The 15,816-nt window shown below is 36.6% G+C and carries 16 protein-coding genes; 8 read left to right on the top strand and 8 right to left on the bottom strand.

Annotated features, from left to right (window positions below):
* Positions 1-127: 127 nt before the first annotated feature.
* Positions 128-640 (bottom strand): RNA polymerase sigma factor, encoded by a 513-nt coding sequence (locus CSC80_RS02605; RefSeq protein ID WP_074674725.1) that lies wholly within the window; start codon positions 638-640, stop codon positions 128-130.
* A 106-nt stretch (positions 641-746) separates the two neighbouring features.
* Between CSC80_RS02605 and CSC80_RS02600 the strand changes: the two genes are divergently transcribed.
* The 3 genes from CSC80_RS02600 to CSC80_RS02590 all read left to right on the top strand — a co-directional run bounded on the left by CSC80_RS02600 (position 747) and on the right by CSC80_RS02590 (position 5,009).
* On the top strand, positions 747-2,519 hold the full coding sequence (locus CSC80_RS02600; RefSeq protein WP_236973312.1) for a hypothetical protein: 1,773 nt from the start codon (positions 747-749) through the stop codon (positions 2,517-2,519).
* Positions 2,520-2,753: 234 nt separating this feature from the next.
* On the top strand, positions 2,754-4,091 hold the full coding sequence (ffh, locus tag CSC80_RS02595) for a signal recognition particle protein (RefSeq protein WP_099189608.1): 1,338 nt from the start codon (positions 2,754-2,756) through the stop codon (positions 4,089-4,091).
* A 33-nt stretch (positions 4,092-4,124) separates the two neighbouring features.
* Complete coding sequence (locus tag CSC80_RS02590) at positions 4,125-5,009, top strand: bifunctional 5,10-methylenetetrahydrofolate dehydrogenase/5,10-methenyltetrahydrofolate cyclohydrolase (RefSeq protein WP_058103795.1); 885 nt, start codon at positions 4,125-4,127, stop codon at positions 5,007-5,009.
* Between the two features lie 51 nt (positions 5,010-5,060).
* Here CSC80_RS02590 and CSC80_RS19405 read toward each other — a convergent pair whose 3' ends face one another.
* A complete protein-coding gene (locus CSC80_RS19405; protein ID WP_156894565.1) occupies positions 5,061-5,207 on the bottom strand; it encodes a hypothetical protein in 147 nt (48 codons plus the stop codon).
* A 213-nt stretch (positions 5,208-5,420) separates the two neighbouring features.
* Between CSC80_RS19405 and CSC80_RS02580 the strand changes: the two genes are divergently transcribed.
* From CSC80_RS02580 to CSC80_RS02565, 4 genes are all read left to right on the top strand, one after another.
* Complete coding sequence (locus CSC80_RS02580; protein WP_099189606.1) at positions 5,421-6,473, top strand: PAS domain-containing sensor histidine kinase; 1,053 nt, start codon at positions 5,421-5,423, stop codon at positions 6,471-6,473.
* Between the two features lie 108 nt (positions 6,474-6,581).
* Positions 6,582-8,312: an alpha/beta hydrolase-fold protein gene (locus tag CSC80_RS02575; protein WP_143751715.1), complete on the top strand. Its 1,731-nt coding sequence runs from the start codon at positions 6,582-6,584 to the stop codon at positions 8,310-8,312.
* Between the two features lie 140 nt (positions 8,313-8,452).
* Positions 8,453-9,424: an aldo/keto reductase gene (locus CSC80_RS02570; RefSeq protein WP_099189604.1), complete on the top strand. Its 972-nt coding sequence runs from the start codon at positions 8,453-8,455 to the stop codon at positions 9,422-9,424.
* A gap of 19 nt (positions 9,425-9,443) precedes the next feature.
* The gene (locus CSC80_RS02565) at positions 9,444-10,352 is read left to right on the top strand and encodes a prolyl oligopeptidase family serine peptidase (RefSeq protein WP_099189602.1); all 909 of its coding nucleotides are present in this window, start codon (positions 9,444-9,446) and stop codon (positions 10,350-10,352) included.
* Positions 10,353-10,361: 9 nt separating this feature from the next.
* On the opposite strand, the gene CSC80_RS02560 is transcribed toward CSC80_RS02565, so the two are convergent.
* The 5 genes from CSC80_RS02560 to CSC80_RS02540 all read right to left on the bottom strand — a co-directional run bounded on the left by CSC80_RS02560 (position 10,362) and on the right by CSC80_RS02540 (position 14,068).
* Positions 10,362-10,787 (bottom strand): VOC family protein, encoded by a 426-nt coding sequence (locus CSC80_RS02560; RefSeq protein WP_099189600.1) that lies wholly within the window; start codon positions 10,785-10,787, stop codon positions 10,362-10,364.
* 2 nt (positions 10,788-10,789) lie between these two features.
* Positions 10,790-11,041: a Rho termination factor N-terminal domain-containing protein gene (locus tag CSC80_RS02555; RefSeq protein WP_058103789.1), complete on the bottom strand. Its 252-nt coding sequence runs from the start codon at positions 11,039-11,041 to the stop codon at positions 10,790-10,792.
* Between the two features lie 58 nt (positions 11,042-11,099).
* On the bottom strand, positions 11,100-11,939 hold the full coding sequence (locus CSC80_RS02550; RefSeq protein ID WP_071341387.1) for an alpha/beta hydrolase: 840 nt from the start codon (positions 11,937-11,939) through the stop codon (positions 11,100-11,102).
* A 65-nt stretch (positions 11,940-12,004) separates the two neighbouring features.
* Positions 12,005-12,559 carry a hypothetical protein gene (locus tag CSC80_RS02545; RefSeq protein WP_058103787.1) on the bottom strand — a complete coding sequence of 185 codons (555 nt, stop codon included), beginning with the start codon at positions 12,557-12,559 and terminating at the stop codon, positions 12,005-12,007.
* A 3-nt stretch (positions 12,560-12,562) separates the two neighbouring features.
* The gene (locus tag CSC80_RS02540) at positions 12,563-14,068 is read right to left on the bottom strand and encodes a helicase HerA-like domain-containing protein (RefSeq protein ID WP_091606556.1); all 1,506 of its coding nucleotides are present in this window, start codon (positions 14,066-14,068) and stop codon (positions 12,563-12,565) included.
* Between the two features lie 170 nt (positions 14,069-14,238).
* On the opposite strand from CSC80_RS02540, the gene CSC80_RS02535 reads away from it, so the two are divergent.
* The gene (locus CSC80_RS02535) at positions 14,239-14,871 is read left to right on the top strand and encodes a 7-carboxy-7-deazaguanine synthase QueE (protein WP_099189598.1); all 633 of its coding nucleotides are present in this window, start codon (positions 14,239-14,241) and stop codon (positions 14,869-14,871) included.
* A gap of 12 nt (positions 14,872-14,883) precedes the next feature.
* On the opposite strand, the gene CSC80_RS02530 is transcribed toward CSC80_RS02535, so the two are convergent.
* Positions 14,884-15,795 carry a hypothetical protein gene (locus CSC80_RS02530; protein WP_099189597.1) on the bottom strand — a complete coding sequence of 304 codons (912 nt, stop codon included), beginning with the start codon at positions 15,793-15,795 and terminating at the stop codon, positions 14,884-14,886.
* Positions 15,796-15,816: the final 21 nt, after the last annotated feature.

Below are 15,816 nucleotides of genomic sequence, written 5' to 3'. Positions count from 1 at the left end.
CTCCTAACTCCTAACTCCTAACTCCTAACTCCTAACTCCTAACTCCTAACTCCTAACTCCTAACTCCTAACTCCTAACTCTTAACTCCTAACTCTTAACTCTTAACTCTTAACTCCTAACTCTTAACCTATATCCCATCTATCTGCTCCCTTAAACTTTTTAGAGCCAAGTGCATTCTTTTTTCGATTGCCTTTATGCTCACTTTTTCCATTTCGGCAATTTCCGCATATTTTTTACCGTCTATTCTATTCAATAAAAAAGTAGTGCGTTGATTGTCTGGTAAGCTGTTCAACGCGTTGTCCAATTTTTCCTTAAATTGATTCTCCTCCATGATGAACTCCGGAGATTCATTAGTAGTCTTTAAGGTTTGGTCTGCGTACTTTAATCGTACTTTTTCAGCTTTAATAACATTTAAGTATAAGTTATTGGCTACCGTGTATAGGTAAGATTTTGCTTTTTCTGGGGCAACTTTAGCACAATTTTCCCAAAGTTTCACAAATGCCTCTTGAACGGCATCATGAGCTTTTTCTTCATTGCCAAATTTGTAATAAATATAATTGAAGATGGTTTTAGACGTTTCATTAAAAACGCTCTTATATACCAACTCTTCGCAAACGTTCAAATGTTTTTCAGTGTTCAATTCATAACTTTTTATCAAAGATATCCGAAAAAAAACAAAAAAGAAGGTAGGGTATTTTTTAAGTCGGTTGTTTTAGAAACATAATAACAAACAATACCAAGTCATTATGAAAAAGATTTTTAATTATGCAATGTATGTTAGCCTACTAACTATTGCGCTTAGTTTTACTGCATGTCAAGATGAATTTGAAGAAATCAATACAGGTGAAGAGCCACAGGCAATAACTGCAAGTTCTTCCACTGCAGATTTAATACAACGTACCAGTTCTAATGATGGTTCTGGCGATAATATTGTGGATGGTACCAGTTGCTTTGAAATCAATTTTCCGTACGCTGTTGAGGTAAACGGAATTCAATTGACTATTGATTCTGAGGAAGATATAGAGCAAATAGAAGATATATTCGATAGTATAGACGATGATGAAAATTTATTGGACATTATTTTTCCTATTACGGTAACATCAGGTGATTTTACCGAGATCACAATTAATGGTTTAGCAGATCTACGTGATTTAGCGGCCGACTGTAAAGAAGGTGGCGACGATGATGATATAGAATGTATAGATTTTGTGTATCCAATGACCATGTTCACCTTTAATGTCAACTTAGAACAAACAAATACCGTAGAAGTATCTAGTGATCGTGAGTTACGTTTGTTCTTTAAAGATTTGGATGACGATAGTTTGGTAAGTTTTGATTTTCCTGTGACACTTAAGTTACATGATGAAACAACCATTGTTGTTGAAAGCAATCAAGAATTGGCAATTGCTATTGAAAATGCAAAAGACGATTGTGATGAAGACGACGATGATGATTACAATGACGATGACTTTGATGAAGATGAGTTTAAAGAAGAACTTGTTGAATGTGTTTGGTTCGTAACAGATTTTATACGAAACGATGTAGATCAGACGCCTCAATATGTAAATTATATATTAAACTTTAAAGAAGATGGTACCGTAGTAACCGGTTTTAGAGGAGCTACAACGGTAGAAGGTACTTGGAGCAGTACGGTGGGCGATGATGGCGCTAAATTAACCATTGATTTTGAGTCTAATACTGATTTTAATTTAGAGTGGACGGTATATGACTTAGGTGATGATCAAATTAAGTTATATAATGATGCCGGTAACAGAATTATAATGAAACAATTCTGTGAAGAAGACTTGCTGGAAATAACGGTTGAAGATCTTAGAGAGACTTTAAGAGATTGTTCTTGGGTTATTAAAAGAGTTAAAAATAACGGAGATCATATCAATAGGTTACTAGGTGGTGAATTTGAATTTCAAGCGGAAGGTGTAATTACGTTGACCAATAATGCAACCGTTACTGAGGGTACTTGGGAAATTACTACAAATGCAGAAGGTCGTTTTGTGGTTGCCATTACTATGGGTGATGAAGGTGCGGTGAGTTTTGAATGGTTGTTAACAGATTTAAAAGACCGAATAATTAAGTTCAACGTTGAAGAGACTTTTTATGAATTGGTCATCGTTAAAAAATGTTTGGTGGATGACGATGTGGAAGAAGATATCACTTTCATTACGAATATTTTTGATAATGCTGCTTGGGAGGTAGCTTACTTCGCAGAAAATAACGATGAGTCTACTGCACTTTATGCAGATGTAAAGTTATATATGGAGAATGATGGTACCTTAGAAGTAAGAGACCTAAACGGAGACGTTTTCAGTACTGGAAACTGGTTTGTGTATAGAAACGCCTTTACCGGTAAACTAGAAATGATTATTTCTTTTGAAACAGGCAGTAATTACTTGCCATTGGCAAATGATTATCAAATTCTTGAGATCGAGGAAACAAGGATTGAGCTAAAGCATGAGAATGAGACAGGTTTTTATGATCAACTGGTCTTAGAAAGAGAGTAAGATTAAAACATCCAGAAATATACCGTCAACAGTAAAGAGTTGGGCCTCGTTGGCGGTATTGATGGAGGTTTTATTACGGGAATTTTTGAAAATGTAATTCCTTTTTTGCCCCACAACTAAGTTAAGAGCATCCATTTTAGTATGGGTGCTCTTTTTGTTTTGTATATTTTGTGGTACTTGCTACCGAATTAGCATTGATATTATTAAATTTGTAGCCCCTTAAAAAAGAAAAGAATGTTCGATAATTTAAGCGATAAGCTAGATAAGGCTTTACATGTACTAAAAGGTCATGGTCAAATTACAGAAATAAATGTTGCGGAGACTACCAAAGAAGTACGCCGTGCCTTATTAGATGCCGATGTAAACTTTAAAATTGCCAAGGAATTTACCAATAGGGTAAAAGAGAAGGCATTGGGGCAAAACGTATTAACGACCTTACAGCCAGGTCAGTTAATGGTGAAAATTGTTAAAGATGAACTTACCCAGTTAATGGGTGGTGAGTCAGAGGGTATAAATTTATCGGGCAAACCATCGGTAATATTAATGTCCGGTTTGCAGGGTTCTGGTAAAACAACGTTTTCTGGGAAGCTTGCAAATTTTCTAAAAACCAAAAAATCAAAAAACCCATTATTGGTAGCCTGTGATGTGTATCGCCCGGCGGCAATAGATCAATTGCATGTAGTAGGTGAGCAAATAGGGGTTCAGGTATATTCGGACAGGGATAATACCGATCCTGTAGCTATCGCAAAAGCTGGTATTGCAAAGGCAAAAGCGGATGGCAACAATGTTGTTATAATCGATACCGCAGGTCGTTTGGCGGTAGATGATAAAATGATGGCAGAGATATCTGACATACATAAAGCCATTGAACCTCAAGAAACATTGTTCGTTGTAGATTCTATGACAGGGCAAGATGCTGTGAATACGGCAAAAGCTTTCAACGATATCTTGAACTTTGATGGGGTTATATTAACAAAATTAGATGGTGATACCCGTGGTGGTGCGGCTATATCCATTAAGTCCGTAGTTGATAAACCAATTAAGTTTATTGGTACTGGTGAGAAAATGGAAGCAATTGATGTTTTTCATCCATCACGTATGGCGGACCGTATTTTGGGTATGGGTGATGTAATATCACTTGTAGAAAGAGCTCAAGAACAGTTCGATGAAGAAGAGGCTCGAAAGATCCAAAAGAAAATTGCAAAGAATAAATTCGGTTTCGATGATTTCCTGAGCCAAATTCAGCAAATCAAGAAAATGGGTAATATGAAAGACCTTATGGGGATGATACCTGGTGCAGGTAAAGCCCTTAAAGGTTTGGATATTGATGATGATGCCTTTAAACATATTGAGGCGATCATATATTCAATGACACCAGATGAACGTTCTACACCATCTAAATTAAATGCCAGTAGAAAAAAGCGTATTGCAAAAGGTTCCGGTAGGGAAGTTCAAGAGATCAATCAATTGTTAAAGCAATTTGATCAAATGAGCAAGATGATGAAAATGATGCAAGGCGGTGGCGGTAAAAAGATGATGCAGATGATGGGCGCCATGAAAGGAATGAAATAATAAGCGAACAACACAACTAAAAAAGAGACGGATATGGAATTATTGGATGGTAAAAAAGTATCCAATCAAATAAAGGAAGAAATCAAGGCTGAGGTTGCCAAGATGAAAGAGCGTGGTGAAAAAGTACCACATTTAGCGGCAATAATTGTTGGTAGTGACGGTGCCAGTTTAACCTATGTTGGTAGTAAAGTGCGTTCTTGTGAGCGTATTGGTTTTGAATCTACGTTAATTCAAATGCCCAGTACCACTTCTGAACAAGAATTATTGAACAAGATCAAGGAATTGAACGTTGATGATGATATCGATGGTTTTATTGTTCAATTGCCTTTACCGGAACAAATAGATACCCAAAAGGTAATTATGGCCGTTGATCCAGATAAGGATGTTGACGGATTTCACCCTACCAACTTCGGTAAAATGGCTTTGGATATGAGTACGTTCATACCTGCAACACCATTTGGTATTCTAGAATTATTGGAGCGTTATAAAGTTGATACCAAGGGTAAGCATACCGTAGTTATTGGTCGTAGCCATATTGTAGGTAGGCCAATGAGTATTTTAATGGGTAGAAAAGGTTGGCCCGGTAACTCTACAGTGACCTTAACTCATAGTCACACTAAAAATATTACCCAGATTATTTCTCAAGCGGATATTGTAATTTCAGCTCTAGGTGTACCTAATTTTTTAAAGGCGGAGATGGTAAAAGATGATGCCGTAGTTATAGACGTAGGTATTACAAGAGTGCCAGATGATACAAAAGAAAAAGGATACTATATAACCGGTGATGTTGATTTTGAAAACGTTAGTAAAAAAGCATCATATATTACACCTGTACCAGGTGGGGTTGGTCCTATGACGATTGCCATGTTGTTGAAAAACACTTTACTAGCTCGTGAGAGACATAGAAGTAGAAACTAGTATCTAATAAAATGATGAAATCAGCCTTGCGGAACAATCGCAGGGCTTTTTTTATGCAGGTAGTTTTTTAATCACTGCTCCGGTTTCTGTAGTGTCATTTGGGGTTAAAATATCAATATCGTTGCTGTCATCATAATCGCAGCTTGCCATGATGGTTATAGAACAACTTAATATAATCGCGTAAATTACTTTTTTCATAACAACTACGTTTAATGTTAACACCCAATGTTTAACTAAAACGTTCTTATCTTTAATATGGTATGTTTTCAAACCCAAATAATTAATTCATAAGAGACCGTTAGGTTGTTAAATTTTCATAAGTATGTATTAGGCTGATAGATATTTGTCTATGTTTAGCAGAGGTTTAGGTGATTAGCAATCGCTTAGGCTTCTTTTTTACACTTCTAGACTATGAAATTGAACCATTTTTTTGATGCATCCATAGATATGCTTTGTATAGCTAATTATGATGGATACTTTGAAGATGTAAATCCGGCATTTATCAAACTACTAGGGTATGATAAAGAAGAATTAATGTCCAGAAAAATTAATGATTTTGTTTTTGAAGAGGATAAAGAGGTAACGCAACAGACAAGGGCTAGTTTGCACGAAAACAAAAAATTAATCAGTTTTCAAAATAGGTATGTGACCAAGAGCGGCGGTGTGGTTTGGTTATCTTGGAGCGCAGTACCGGTAGATAGTGAAAAACTTGTTTATGCTATAGCCAAGGACATTACCCATGAAATGAATTTAAAGAATGCTAGAATTCTTGAATTTGCAAAAATGAAAACGGTCAATGATGATCTGGTAAGGCTAAATTATACTACTTCACATGATTTAAGGGCGCCATTAAATAACTTAATTTCCCTTTTTGATGTTCTCGATTACAATGTCCTAGATGATGATACGCTACAGATTTTGAGATACATGGAGATTTCTGCCAAGGGGGTGAAAGAGTCTTTGGAGAATTATTTAAAATTAATTGAAAATGCACGTAAAGGGCTAAACACATTAACGGAGATTTATTTTGATCATGTACTTGCCAAAACCCAAAACGTATTAAGTTCGATTATCAAGAATTCTAAAACCTCAATTTCTTATGATTTTACACTTTGTAAAAGTGTTTTGTTCGATAATTCTTATATGGAAAGTATCTTCTTGAACTTGATTACCAATGCTATTAAATATACTATTCCTGGTGAAGCACCAAGAATTGAAATTAAAACGGAATTTGTAGATGGTAAGATAGTTCTATATTTCAAAGATTACGGTCAAGGCTTTGATATGATCAAAAATGGCAGCAAGATTTTTGGTTTAAATGAACGTTTTAATACCGAACAAGATGGCAAAGGCGTAGGTCTTTATTTAATACATAATCAAATTAATAGTCTAGGCGGTACGATCACGGTAGATAGTGAGCTAAAAAAAGGGGCTTTGTTTACTATTGTTTTTCCTACGCAATAATTTTTACTGTCCGGTATTATTATCTTGGTAAATATGGCATAATAATGTTTCTGAATATCCACTTGAGTGGTTTCATTAATTATCTTTAAGCATGTAAATTTATTTGCCATGATAAAACAAGTAATAGCAGTAGCATTGGTATTAGGTCTTTTTATAAGTTGTGAAAAGGTTGTAGAGCCTGTTCAAACTATACAAGTAACTTTTAGTAATGATATTGGTCAAGAATCTATAGATGGTCGTTTATTGCTAATGTTATCGTCTGATGATAGTGATGAACCTCGATTTCAAATTAATGACGGACTTAATACTCAACTCATATTCGGTATGAATGTAGAGAATTGGGTTCAAGATTCTATTTTGACCTTTGATGAATCTGTGTTTGGTTACCCTTATGAAAGTTTAAAAGATGTACCGCCTGGGGAGTATAATGTGCAGGCACTTTTGAACGTATATGAAACGTTTAATCTTTCTACCGGCCATACCGTAAAGTTGCCTATGGATAATGGCGAGGGACAACAATGGAATAAATCACCAGGTAATTTATATAGCAAGCCTTTTAAGATAAGGGTTGCTAGCAACGGGTTTGAGAATGTGTCTGTAGAACTAGATCAGGTGATTCCGCCCATTGAAGAACCAAATGATACCGAGTGGATCAAGCATATAAAGATGAAATCTGAAAAATTATCCGAGTTTTGGGGGAGGGATATCTATTTAGGAGCTCATGTATTGTTGCCTAAGGGATTTAACGAGCATCCGGAGGCCAAGTACCCACTGATGGTTTTTCACGGTCATTTTCCTTCAGATTTTGGCGGATTTAGAACTACACCACCAGACCCTAATTTAAAGCCAGAGTATTCTGAGCGTTTTAGTTTAGAAGGGTATAATATTATTCAACAGCAAGAAGCCTACGATTTTTACAAACGATGGAACGAGCCCGATTTTCCTCGCTTTTTAATTATTGAAATTCAACACCCAACTCCATATTATGATGATTCATATGCAGTAAATTCTGCTAGTCAAGGTCCTTATGGTGATGCTATTACCTATGAACTTATTCCTGAAATTGAAAAACAGTTCAGGGGCATGGGAGAGGGGTGGTCTCGTTTTCTATACGGCGGATCAACCGGCGGTTGGGAAGCTTTGGCGGTACAGGTCAAATATCCGGAGGAATACAATGGTTGTTTTGCGGCATGCCCCGACCCTATAGATTTTAGGGCGTATACCTTGACCAATATTTATGAAGATGAAAATGCATATTACTATCCAAGCGCGCATAAAAAATTAGAAGTGCCCTCACATAGAAATTACTTAGGGCAAATTCAATCTACCTTAAGACAGGGAAATCACTTAGAGTTGGTGTTGGGAGATAAATCTAGATCAGGGCAACAATGGGATATTTGGGAAGCAACTTATTCCCCACAGGGCAAAGATGGCTATCCTGAAAGAATTTGGGATAAAATGACAGGAGATATAGACCATGAGGTTGCCGAGTATTGGAAAGAGAATTTTGATTTAAGACATATTCTTGAACGTGATTGGGATAAACTGGGCGATAACTTAAAAGGGAAAATTCATATCTATTGTGGTGATATGGATAATTACTACTTAAACAACGCTGTCTACCTTATGGAGGATTTTCTTGAAAGTACAACAGATCCTTATTATGAAGGCGAAGTAAAATACGGCGACCGTGATGAACATTGCTGGAACGGTGATCCTGATCAACCCAATGCCATAACGCGCCTACGTTACAATAGTATGTATGTTCCAAAGATTATGGAGCGTATTGAGAAAAGTGCTCCAAAAGATGCCGATTTAACAAGTTGGAGGTATAAGTAATGCTAGTTGTGCAGTCAAAATAAGTATGTCACTTCGAGTGAATTTAGAGGCACGAAAAATTAGTATCGAGAAGCGTTTCAATATACAAAGATGCTTGTTGCTATTTAAAATATGTATAATAACTATAGTGTAAAGATGTAATGAAATACAGAAGATTCGGAAGAACAGATTGGCAAGTAAGCGAAGTGGGATACGGAATGTGGGGAATGGCCGGTTGGACGGCAAGTGATGATGCCCAATCTGCAAAATCGTTGGATTTGGCAGTTGAAAAGGGCGTCAATTTCTTTGATACCGCTTGGGGATACGGGGAAGGTCATAGTGAGGAGCTGTTGGGCGAGTTGGTAAAAAGACACCCTTCCAAGAAATTATACACGGCTAGTAAAATTCCACCAAAAAATTTTCAATGGCCAGCAAAACCTGAATATACGTTTGAGGAATCCTATCCTACAGTGCATATTATGGAATACACCCATAAGACTTTAAAGAATTTAGGGCTAGAGCAAATAGACCTCATGCAATTTCATACATGGGATGACGGTTGGAGCGAGATAGAAGAATGGCAACGCGCTATTGAAGATTTAAAGACTTCGGGTAAAGTAGCTGCAATTGGTATTAGTATGAACCGTTGGGAACCGGAAAATGGAATAAAAGCCTTAAAAACAGGATTATTAGATGCCGTTCAGGTCATTTATAACATATTCGATCAAGCGCCAGTAGATAATTTATTTCCACTTTGTAAAGCGTTGGATATCGCAACCATTGCACGCGTACCTTTTGATGAAGGAACTTTGACAGGAACTATGACGAAGGAAACTACGTTCCCTGAAGGTGACTGGCGAGGCACCTACTTCGTGCCTGAGAATTTAATTTCTTCGGTAGAGCATGCCGATGCTTTAAGACCGCTAATTCCTGAAGGTATGACCATGGCGGAAATGGCACTACGTTTTATTTTGATGAACGATAATGTTGGTACTACCATACCAGGTATGCGTAAACAACGTAATGTCTTGGCGAATACTGCAACAAGTGATGGTAAATTGTTATCTAACGAATTGTACAAAGAATTATTAAAGCACCGTTGGGATAGAGTGCCTACTTCTTGGTCGCAGTAGTAATTTTTTTAGGAATCCAATGAAAAGTATATTCTTCATCATATTAAACTTAACTATTTTCAATATCGGATTTGCCCAAAACGGAAAATTGATTTCTAAATACATTATTGATATTATTAGTACCTCAGTTTGGAATAGGGTTTCCGAAAATAATATTTTGAAACCTGATTATATTCATTTAGAAAAATTAGATTTCTTCTCTATAACTTATCAAAGTGACTCCTTGATAGTAGGGGGCATTGTTGTAGAACCTAAAGAAAAAGGAGTCCATCCTGTTGTAATTTTTAATCGTGGTGGAAATAGGGATTTTGCTCCACTAAACTTGTCTACGATAATTAATTATACTTCAAAATTGGCTGAACAAGGGTATGTTATTATAGGAAGTAATTATCGAGAAAAAGATGAGTTTGGTGGTAAAGAATTGAATGATGTTTTGAATTTGACAGAAACAGTAAAAGAAATTGAAAAAGCCGATGCAAATTGTATTGGTATGTTCGGGTGGTCAAGAGGAGGTATAATGACATACTTAAGCTTAAAAGAGTCAGATAAAATAAAAACAGCCATTGTTGGTAATGGGGTTACGGACTTGTTTCAATTGATAAAAGATAGACCTAAAATGGAAACAGCGGTTTTAGCTGAATGTATTCCAAATTACTATCAGAATAAAGAGGTCGAATTGCGAAAACGTTCCGCTATATTTTGGCCGCAAAAACTTAATAAACATAGTAGCTTATTAATTATCTCTGGAAAGAATGATAAACGAGCAAATCAGGATTCTACAACTAAGTTCGCAGACAAATTATCATACTTGAACTATGATTTTGAATATCAAGAATTTATAACAGATCACTTTTTCTCAAATAAAAGAAAAGAGCTGGATTATTTAGTCATATCCTGGTTTAATAAACGATTAAAAAACGCAGATTAAGCTTGTTTATTACTTCGCAAACAACTGTCCCATATCTTTAAAAGCTTTAAATTCCAAAGCATTACCCGCTGGGTCATAAAAAAACATGGTAGCTTGCTCACCTACTTTACCTGCAAAACGCACATAAGGCTCTATGACGAATTGTACACCTTTGGATTTTAGCTCTTCTGAAAAGCTTTGAAATGTATCCCAAGGTAAAACAACTCCGTAATGCGGTACGGGTACATCATGACCGTCAACAGGGTTGTGATGTACGGTTTCGGTTTCAGATTTAGGCTTGTAGTGTATCACCAATTGATGTCCGAATAAATTAAAATCTACCCAGTGGTCGCTACTACGGCCTTCTTCGCAATTCAATATTTCTCTGTAAAAAGTTCTACATTCCGCTAAGTTGTGTACAGGAATGGCAATGTGAAAAGGTGTAACGTTTTGCATATTCAGTTGTTTCTTAATGCTGAAATTAACTCTTTTTTATTCATTTTAGAACGTCCTTCAATACCAATTTTCTTCGCTTGTTCGTAAAGCTCATCTTTTGTTCTGTCTTCATAAGTAGATGCTTTACCACCTTTTTTGCCCGCATTTTCAGTATTGGCGATTCTAGCTGCTTTTTCTTTGCTATAGCCCTTGTCTACCAATGCTTCATATTGCTCTTCGTTTTTAATTTGCGGTATGTTATTTGATTTTGCCATTTTTTATTTTAAAAATAAATAATTAATGGTCTGTGAACGTGCTGTATACAACAAGAAATTACTCCGCTAAAAAGGAAATGATTTTGTTGTTGACCTCATCTTGGTGCATGGAGTGTCCAAATCCCTCAGTGCTTATAAATTCACTCCCTTTCCAATGTTTATGTACATCAACAGATGCATGGTAAGGTGCAATTTTATCAAATCGATCATGAAAGAGCAATCCTTTTTTAGTATTGTTCTCAACAAATTTGGCACTTGAAAATTCATCTGTTGTAAAATTGAATTTTTTATGTACAAATTTTTTGAGAGCGTTAACGACCTTACTGTTTAGACCAAGAAGGTTTTTGTAATGCGTTAGTATTTCATGAAATTCAGAAGGTGAACCTATGGTTACCATTTTTTCTAAAACTAAATTTGGATTTTGATACTCATTATACAAAATGGTCATACCTCCCATAGAATGCCCTATCGCAATTGTGGGCTTGTATTTTTGTAACATGACCTGTACAAATTCAGCGTATAAAGGGGCATGAAGTATTTTTCCTGTAGAATATCCATGGGCAGGGGCATCAAATGCAATGATATTGTAATTTTCCCTTTGTAGTTTTTCAATAAGTTTATGCCATCGCCATGTATTGCTTTCCCAGCCATGTACCAATAATACTGTTTCATTATTTCCGGGCCAGTTATAAACTTGTATTTTGTGATCACCCGTGGTAACGACTTCTAATTTGGCATTGTCCAAGTATTGTTTTTGATTTGGCAAGACCCTGCCTTTTCGTACGGTTGCAAATACCGTAAAAGCTTTGTGGGCAGTTTTCTTTGGAGCAAACCAAACAAGAATATTAAAGTATAGGCCGTATAGTTTAGGAATAAGTTTTTGAAGAAATAAGGGCACCTATGAGTTTTTTGAAATTAGTAACTATTGATGTGGTAATCACTGTTTATTTGTAGGGTTTTCTGTTAGTCCCAGCCAATCATCATATATTTTACTTTTGCGTTATCAGGTATTTGTACTTCCTCAATATTGTTATTGGCATTATACCTAAGGCTTTCGGGCAACTCTTTTTTATCTATGGTAAAATAAAGGTCATTGTCTTTTAACAATACCACTACATTGTTAAGAGAAGTAATAATCTTTTTTATGGAATAGTTTTCACGAATCTCTTTAAATGTGCTCATTTTAGAGATGCCCTTGTCGGTTTCAAATCTTTCATCGTTAACAAGTACGTTTTGTATAGTGGCTATACTATCGTTATTAGGTGTTAAGGTCAATAGTAAAGCCCCACCTTTTTCATAGATTTTGATTTTACTGGCGCCATTGCCAAAATTTAGTTTAACGGTATCTTGAACTACAGAGTCTTTTTCAAAAATTAACTCTATATCTCTTGCCAAGCTTTCTTTTGATAATTTGCCAACTTGGTTGCCGGTAATTTTAAAATCATTGTTCTGTTGGTCGGCACAACTAGTTGCTAGTATGCAACAAATAATCAATATAAGGGTATATCTAAACTTCATAGGTTATCTCATCACTTTTTTTAATACTCCAAGTACACCTCTTATAAATGTAGCGCTGGTTAACACCTTTATTACGGGGTTTTGTCTGGTACTGGCTCTTTTGGTGGTCTTGCGCGCAGCAGGTTTGTTTTTTTCCTTTTCCGCTAACTTTTCGGCAGTTTCAATTTTTTCGTTCAAAATTTCATAGGCACTTTCCCTATCGATTATTTCACCGTATTTCTTAACCAATGAAGAGCTGTTGACTACTTCGTCCAATTCTTTTTTCGTTAAAACATCCATACGGCTCATTGGTGCACGTAGTAAGGTTGCTGCAAGTGGGGTAGGTCTACCTTTTTCATCTAAAGCTGAAATTAATGCTTCACCGATACCAAGGGAAGTCAACACTTCTTTAGTATCGTAATATTCAGATTCCGGGTAGTTCTCTGCCGTTAGCTTGATAGCCTTTCTGTCCCTGGCGGTAAACGCTCTTAACGCATGCTGAACTTTTAGCCCTAATTGAGATAAGACATCATTTGGTACATCTGTAGGGTTTTGGGTTACAAAATATAAACCTATTCCTTTTGAACGAATTAGTTTTACAATACTCTCTATTTGATCTAACAGTGCTTTTGAAGCTTCCTTGAAAATAAGGTGGGCTTCATCTATGAACAAAATTAATTCTGGTTTGTCACTATCACCTTGTTCAGGGAAGGTATCGTAGATTTCTGCAAGTAAGCTCAACATAAAAGTAGAGAAAAGCTTAGGTCTATCTTGAATATCGGTCAGTCGTAAAATATTGATATAGCCTCGTCCTTCATCATCTATTCGGGTAAGGTCGTTTACATCAAAAGATTTTTCACCAAAGAACAATTCAGCACCTTGCTGTTCCAGCTCAATGATCTTTCTAAGAATTGCACCGGTAGAGCTTGTAGATATTCTACCATATTCCTTGGTGAATTCTGCTTTGCCAGTACCCGTTGCGTATTGTAATACCTTTTTAAAATCTTTTAGGTCCAATAGGGGCATTTTTTGGTCATCGCAATATTTGAATACCACGGACACAATACCAGATTGCGTTTCGGAAAGGTCTAGTATTCTTGATAACAGCACAGGACCAAATTCGGAAACTGTGGCTCTCAATTTTACGCCATCTTGCTCTGACAACGAAAGTATTTCCACGGGAAAACTACTGGCCTCAAAAGGGAAGCCTATTTTTTCATGGCGCTCGTCTATTTTTGCATGACCGGGACTAGGTTGTGCCAATCCACTTAAATCACCTTTAAGGTCCATCAACATTACCGGAATACCCTTGTCAGATAAATTTTCTGCCAAAACCTGTAATGTTTTTGTTTTTCCTGTACCGGTAGCTCCGGCAATAAGCCCGTGCCTATTTAAGGTTTTTAAAGGTATTTTTACGAAGGCATTTTTTACGGCTTCACCATTTAACATGGCAGCACCCATATTTATATAATCGCCCTTTGTGGCATATCCTTTTTCTATATGGTCAAAAAAATCTTCGGTACCGGCCATTTTCTATATTTTCGATAAAAATAGGGCATTTTTCACCAAACCAAAAAACAACATCACCCTTAAATATCACTACTTTTTAACATTGTACGCGCCTATAGTACTAGTCTAAGGCAGAATTAACCATCATGTTCTTCTTATATAAATTGTGAACTAAAGCGTATCTTTGCCGAATGAAAAATGAGGAGGTACTGGAGAAAGTGAATAAAGGGGTGTATTTACCCTTAATGGAAGAGTTTTATACCATACAGGGTGAAGGATTCCATAAGGGCACTGCAGCTTATTTTATTCGTGTTGGCGGATGCGATGTAGGCTGCCATTGGTGTGATGTGAAAGAAAGCTGGAATGCAGAAACACATCCGCCTACGGCTATAGAACATATTGTGGATAATGCCGCCAAATATTCAGATACTATTGTCATTACCGGAGGAGAGCCATTAATGTGGGATATGAACCCCATTACCAAGGCCTTAAAGGAAAAGGGGCTAAAGACCCATATTGAAACTTCGGGTGCATATACCTTAACGGGTGAGTGGGATTGGATCTGCCTGTCACCAAAGAAAAACAAATTACCGGAAGGTCGTATTTATGACGAAGCGCATGAGCTTAAAGTAATTGTCTATAACAAACACGATTTAATTTTTGCCGAGGAGCAAGCTGCCAAGACCAATGCAAATTGTATTTTGTACTTACAGCCCGAATGGAGTGTTAGAGACAAGGTGGTTCCAATGATCGTAGATTATGTAATGAACAATCCCAAATGGAAAGTGTCTTTACAGACCCATAAATACCTTAATATTCCTTAACTGATTTTTTGCTTATTGGCGACCGCCATTTGCTTGTATATCTAACAAACATTCTGGGTCTAAACCTACTGTGGCAACACCTTTTGCAGTGTTTTGCTGTAAAAGATGTAATACGGTGGCTCCAGATAAAGTACAACCGGATGTTATACCGGCCTCATACTTGGCCAAAGCATTTGAGGATAAAGATTTTCCTGATGTACCTCCAAATTGTAATTCTGCTCGCATAAGGCATCCCTCTTGATTACAATGGTTATCACCCACTAATTGACCATCTTCGTTTTCAGATTGAGATTGGTGGTCATTGATCATTTCAGTACCTAAATCCACTAACCCGAACAAATGCCCAAATTCATGGTTTAGGGTTGTTGTCTCCACATCGCTCTCGTTGATCGACGAACTTAAACTTGCCAATTCCCTAACGGTTACCTCATGAATGATCATTGAAGTGTTTCTATATACCGAGCCTAGGGTTACTAAACCTCCATCAAGATCATCACCTTCCGCAGGGGCATCGGCAAAATAAATATAAATTGCCAAAGTACTGCCCGTATTGAATACGGTTCTGTTAGAAGTTTCTAAATCTGCAATTTCTTGAAGGGTAAGTTCGTCTTCTGACGGACTGGATAGTTCATTGTAAACCAATTCAATATCTTCTTTGAATGTATGCTGTTTCAAGTAATCGGTGAATTGGGTCATAGCTGACTCCGTTGGTCTGAAACCACTTACGTAAGCTATCTCTATTAAAAGTTTGTCAAAATTGTCATTTGAAAGTATATCAAAGGCAGAATCTCCTGTTGCCAAAAGATTACCGCTCTTATCCACTTGTGTTGTAGCGTTAACATCTTCAGAATCAGAAGAGCTTTTAGAGCAAGAAAAGGTAAATAGTAGAATACCTAACAGCAATAAACCTTTGTATTTGGTCATAATAATATATGTATGCATAGG

This window comes from Maribacter sp. 6B07, assembly GCF_002700155.1.
GTDB lineage: Bacteria > Bacteroidota > Bacteroidia > Flavobacteriales > Flavobacteriaceae > Maribacter > Maribacter dokdonensis.
Note: the sequence above shows the minus strand (reverse complement) of the source record. Positions and strands in the feature narration are given on the sequence as shown.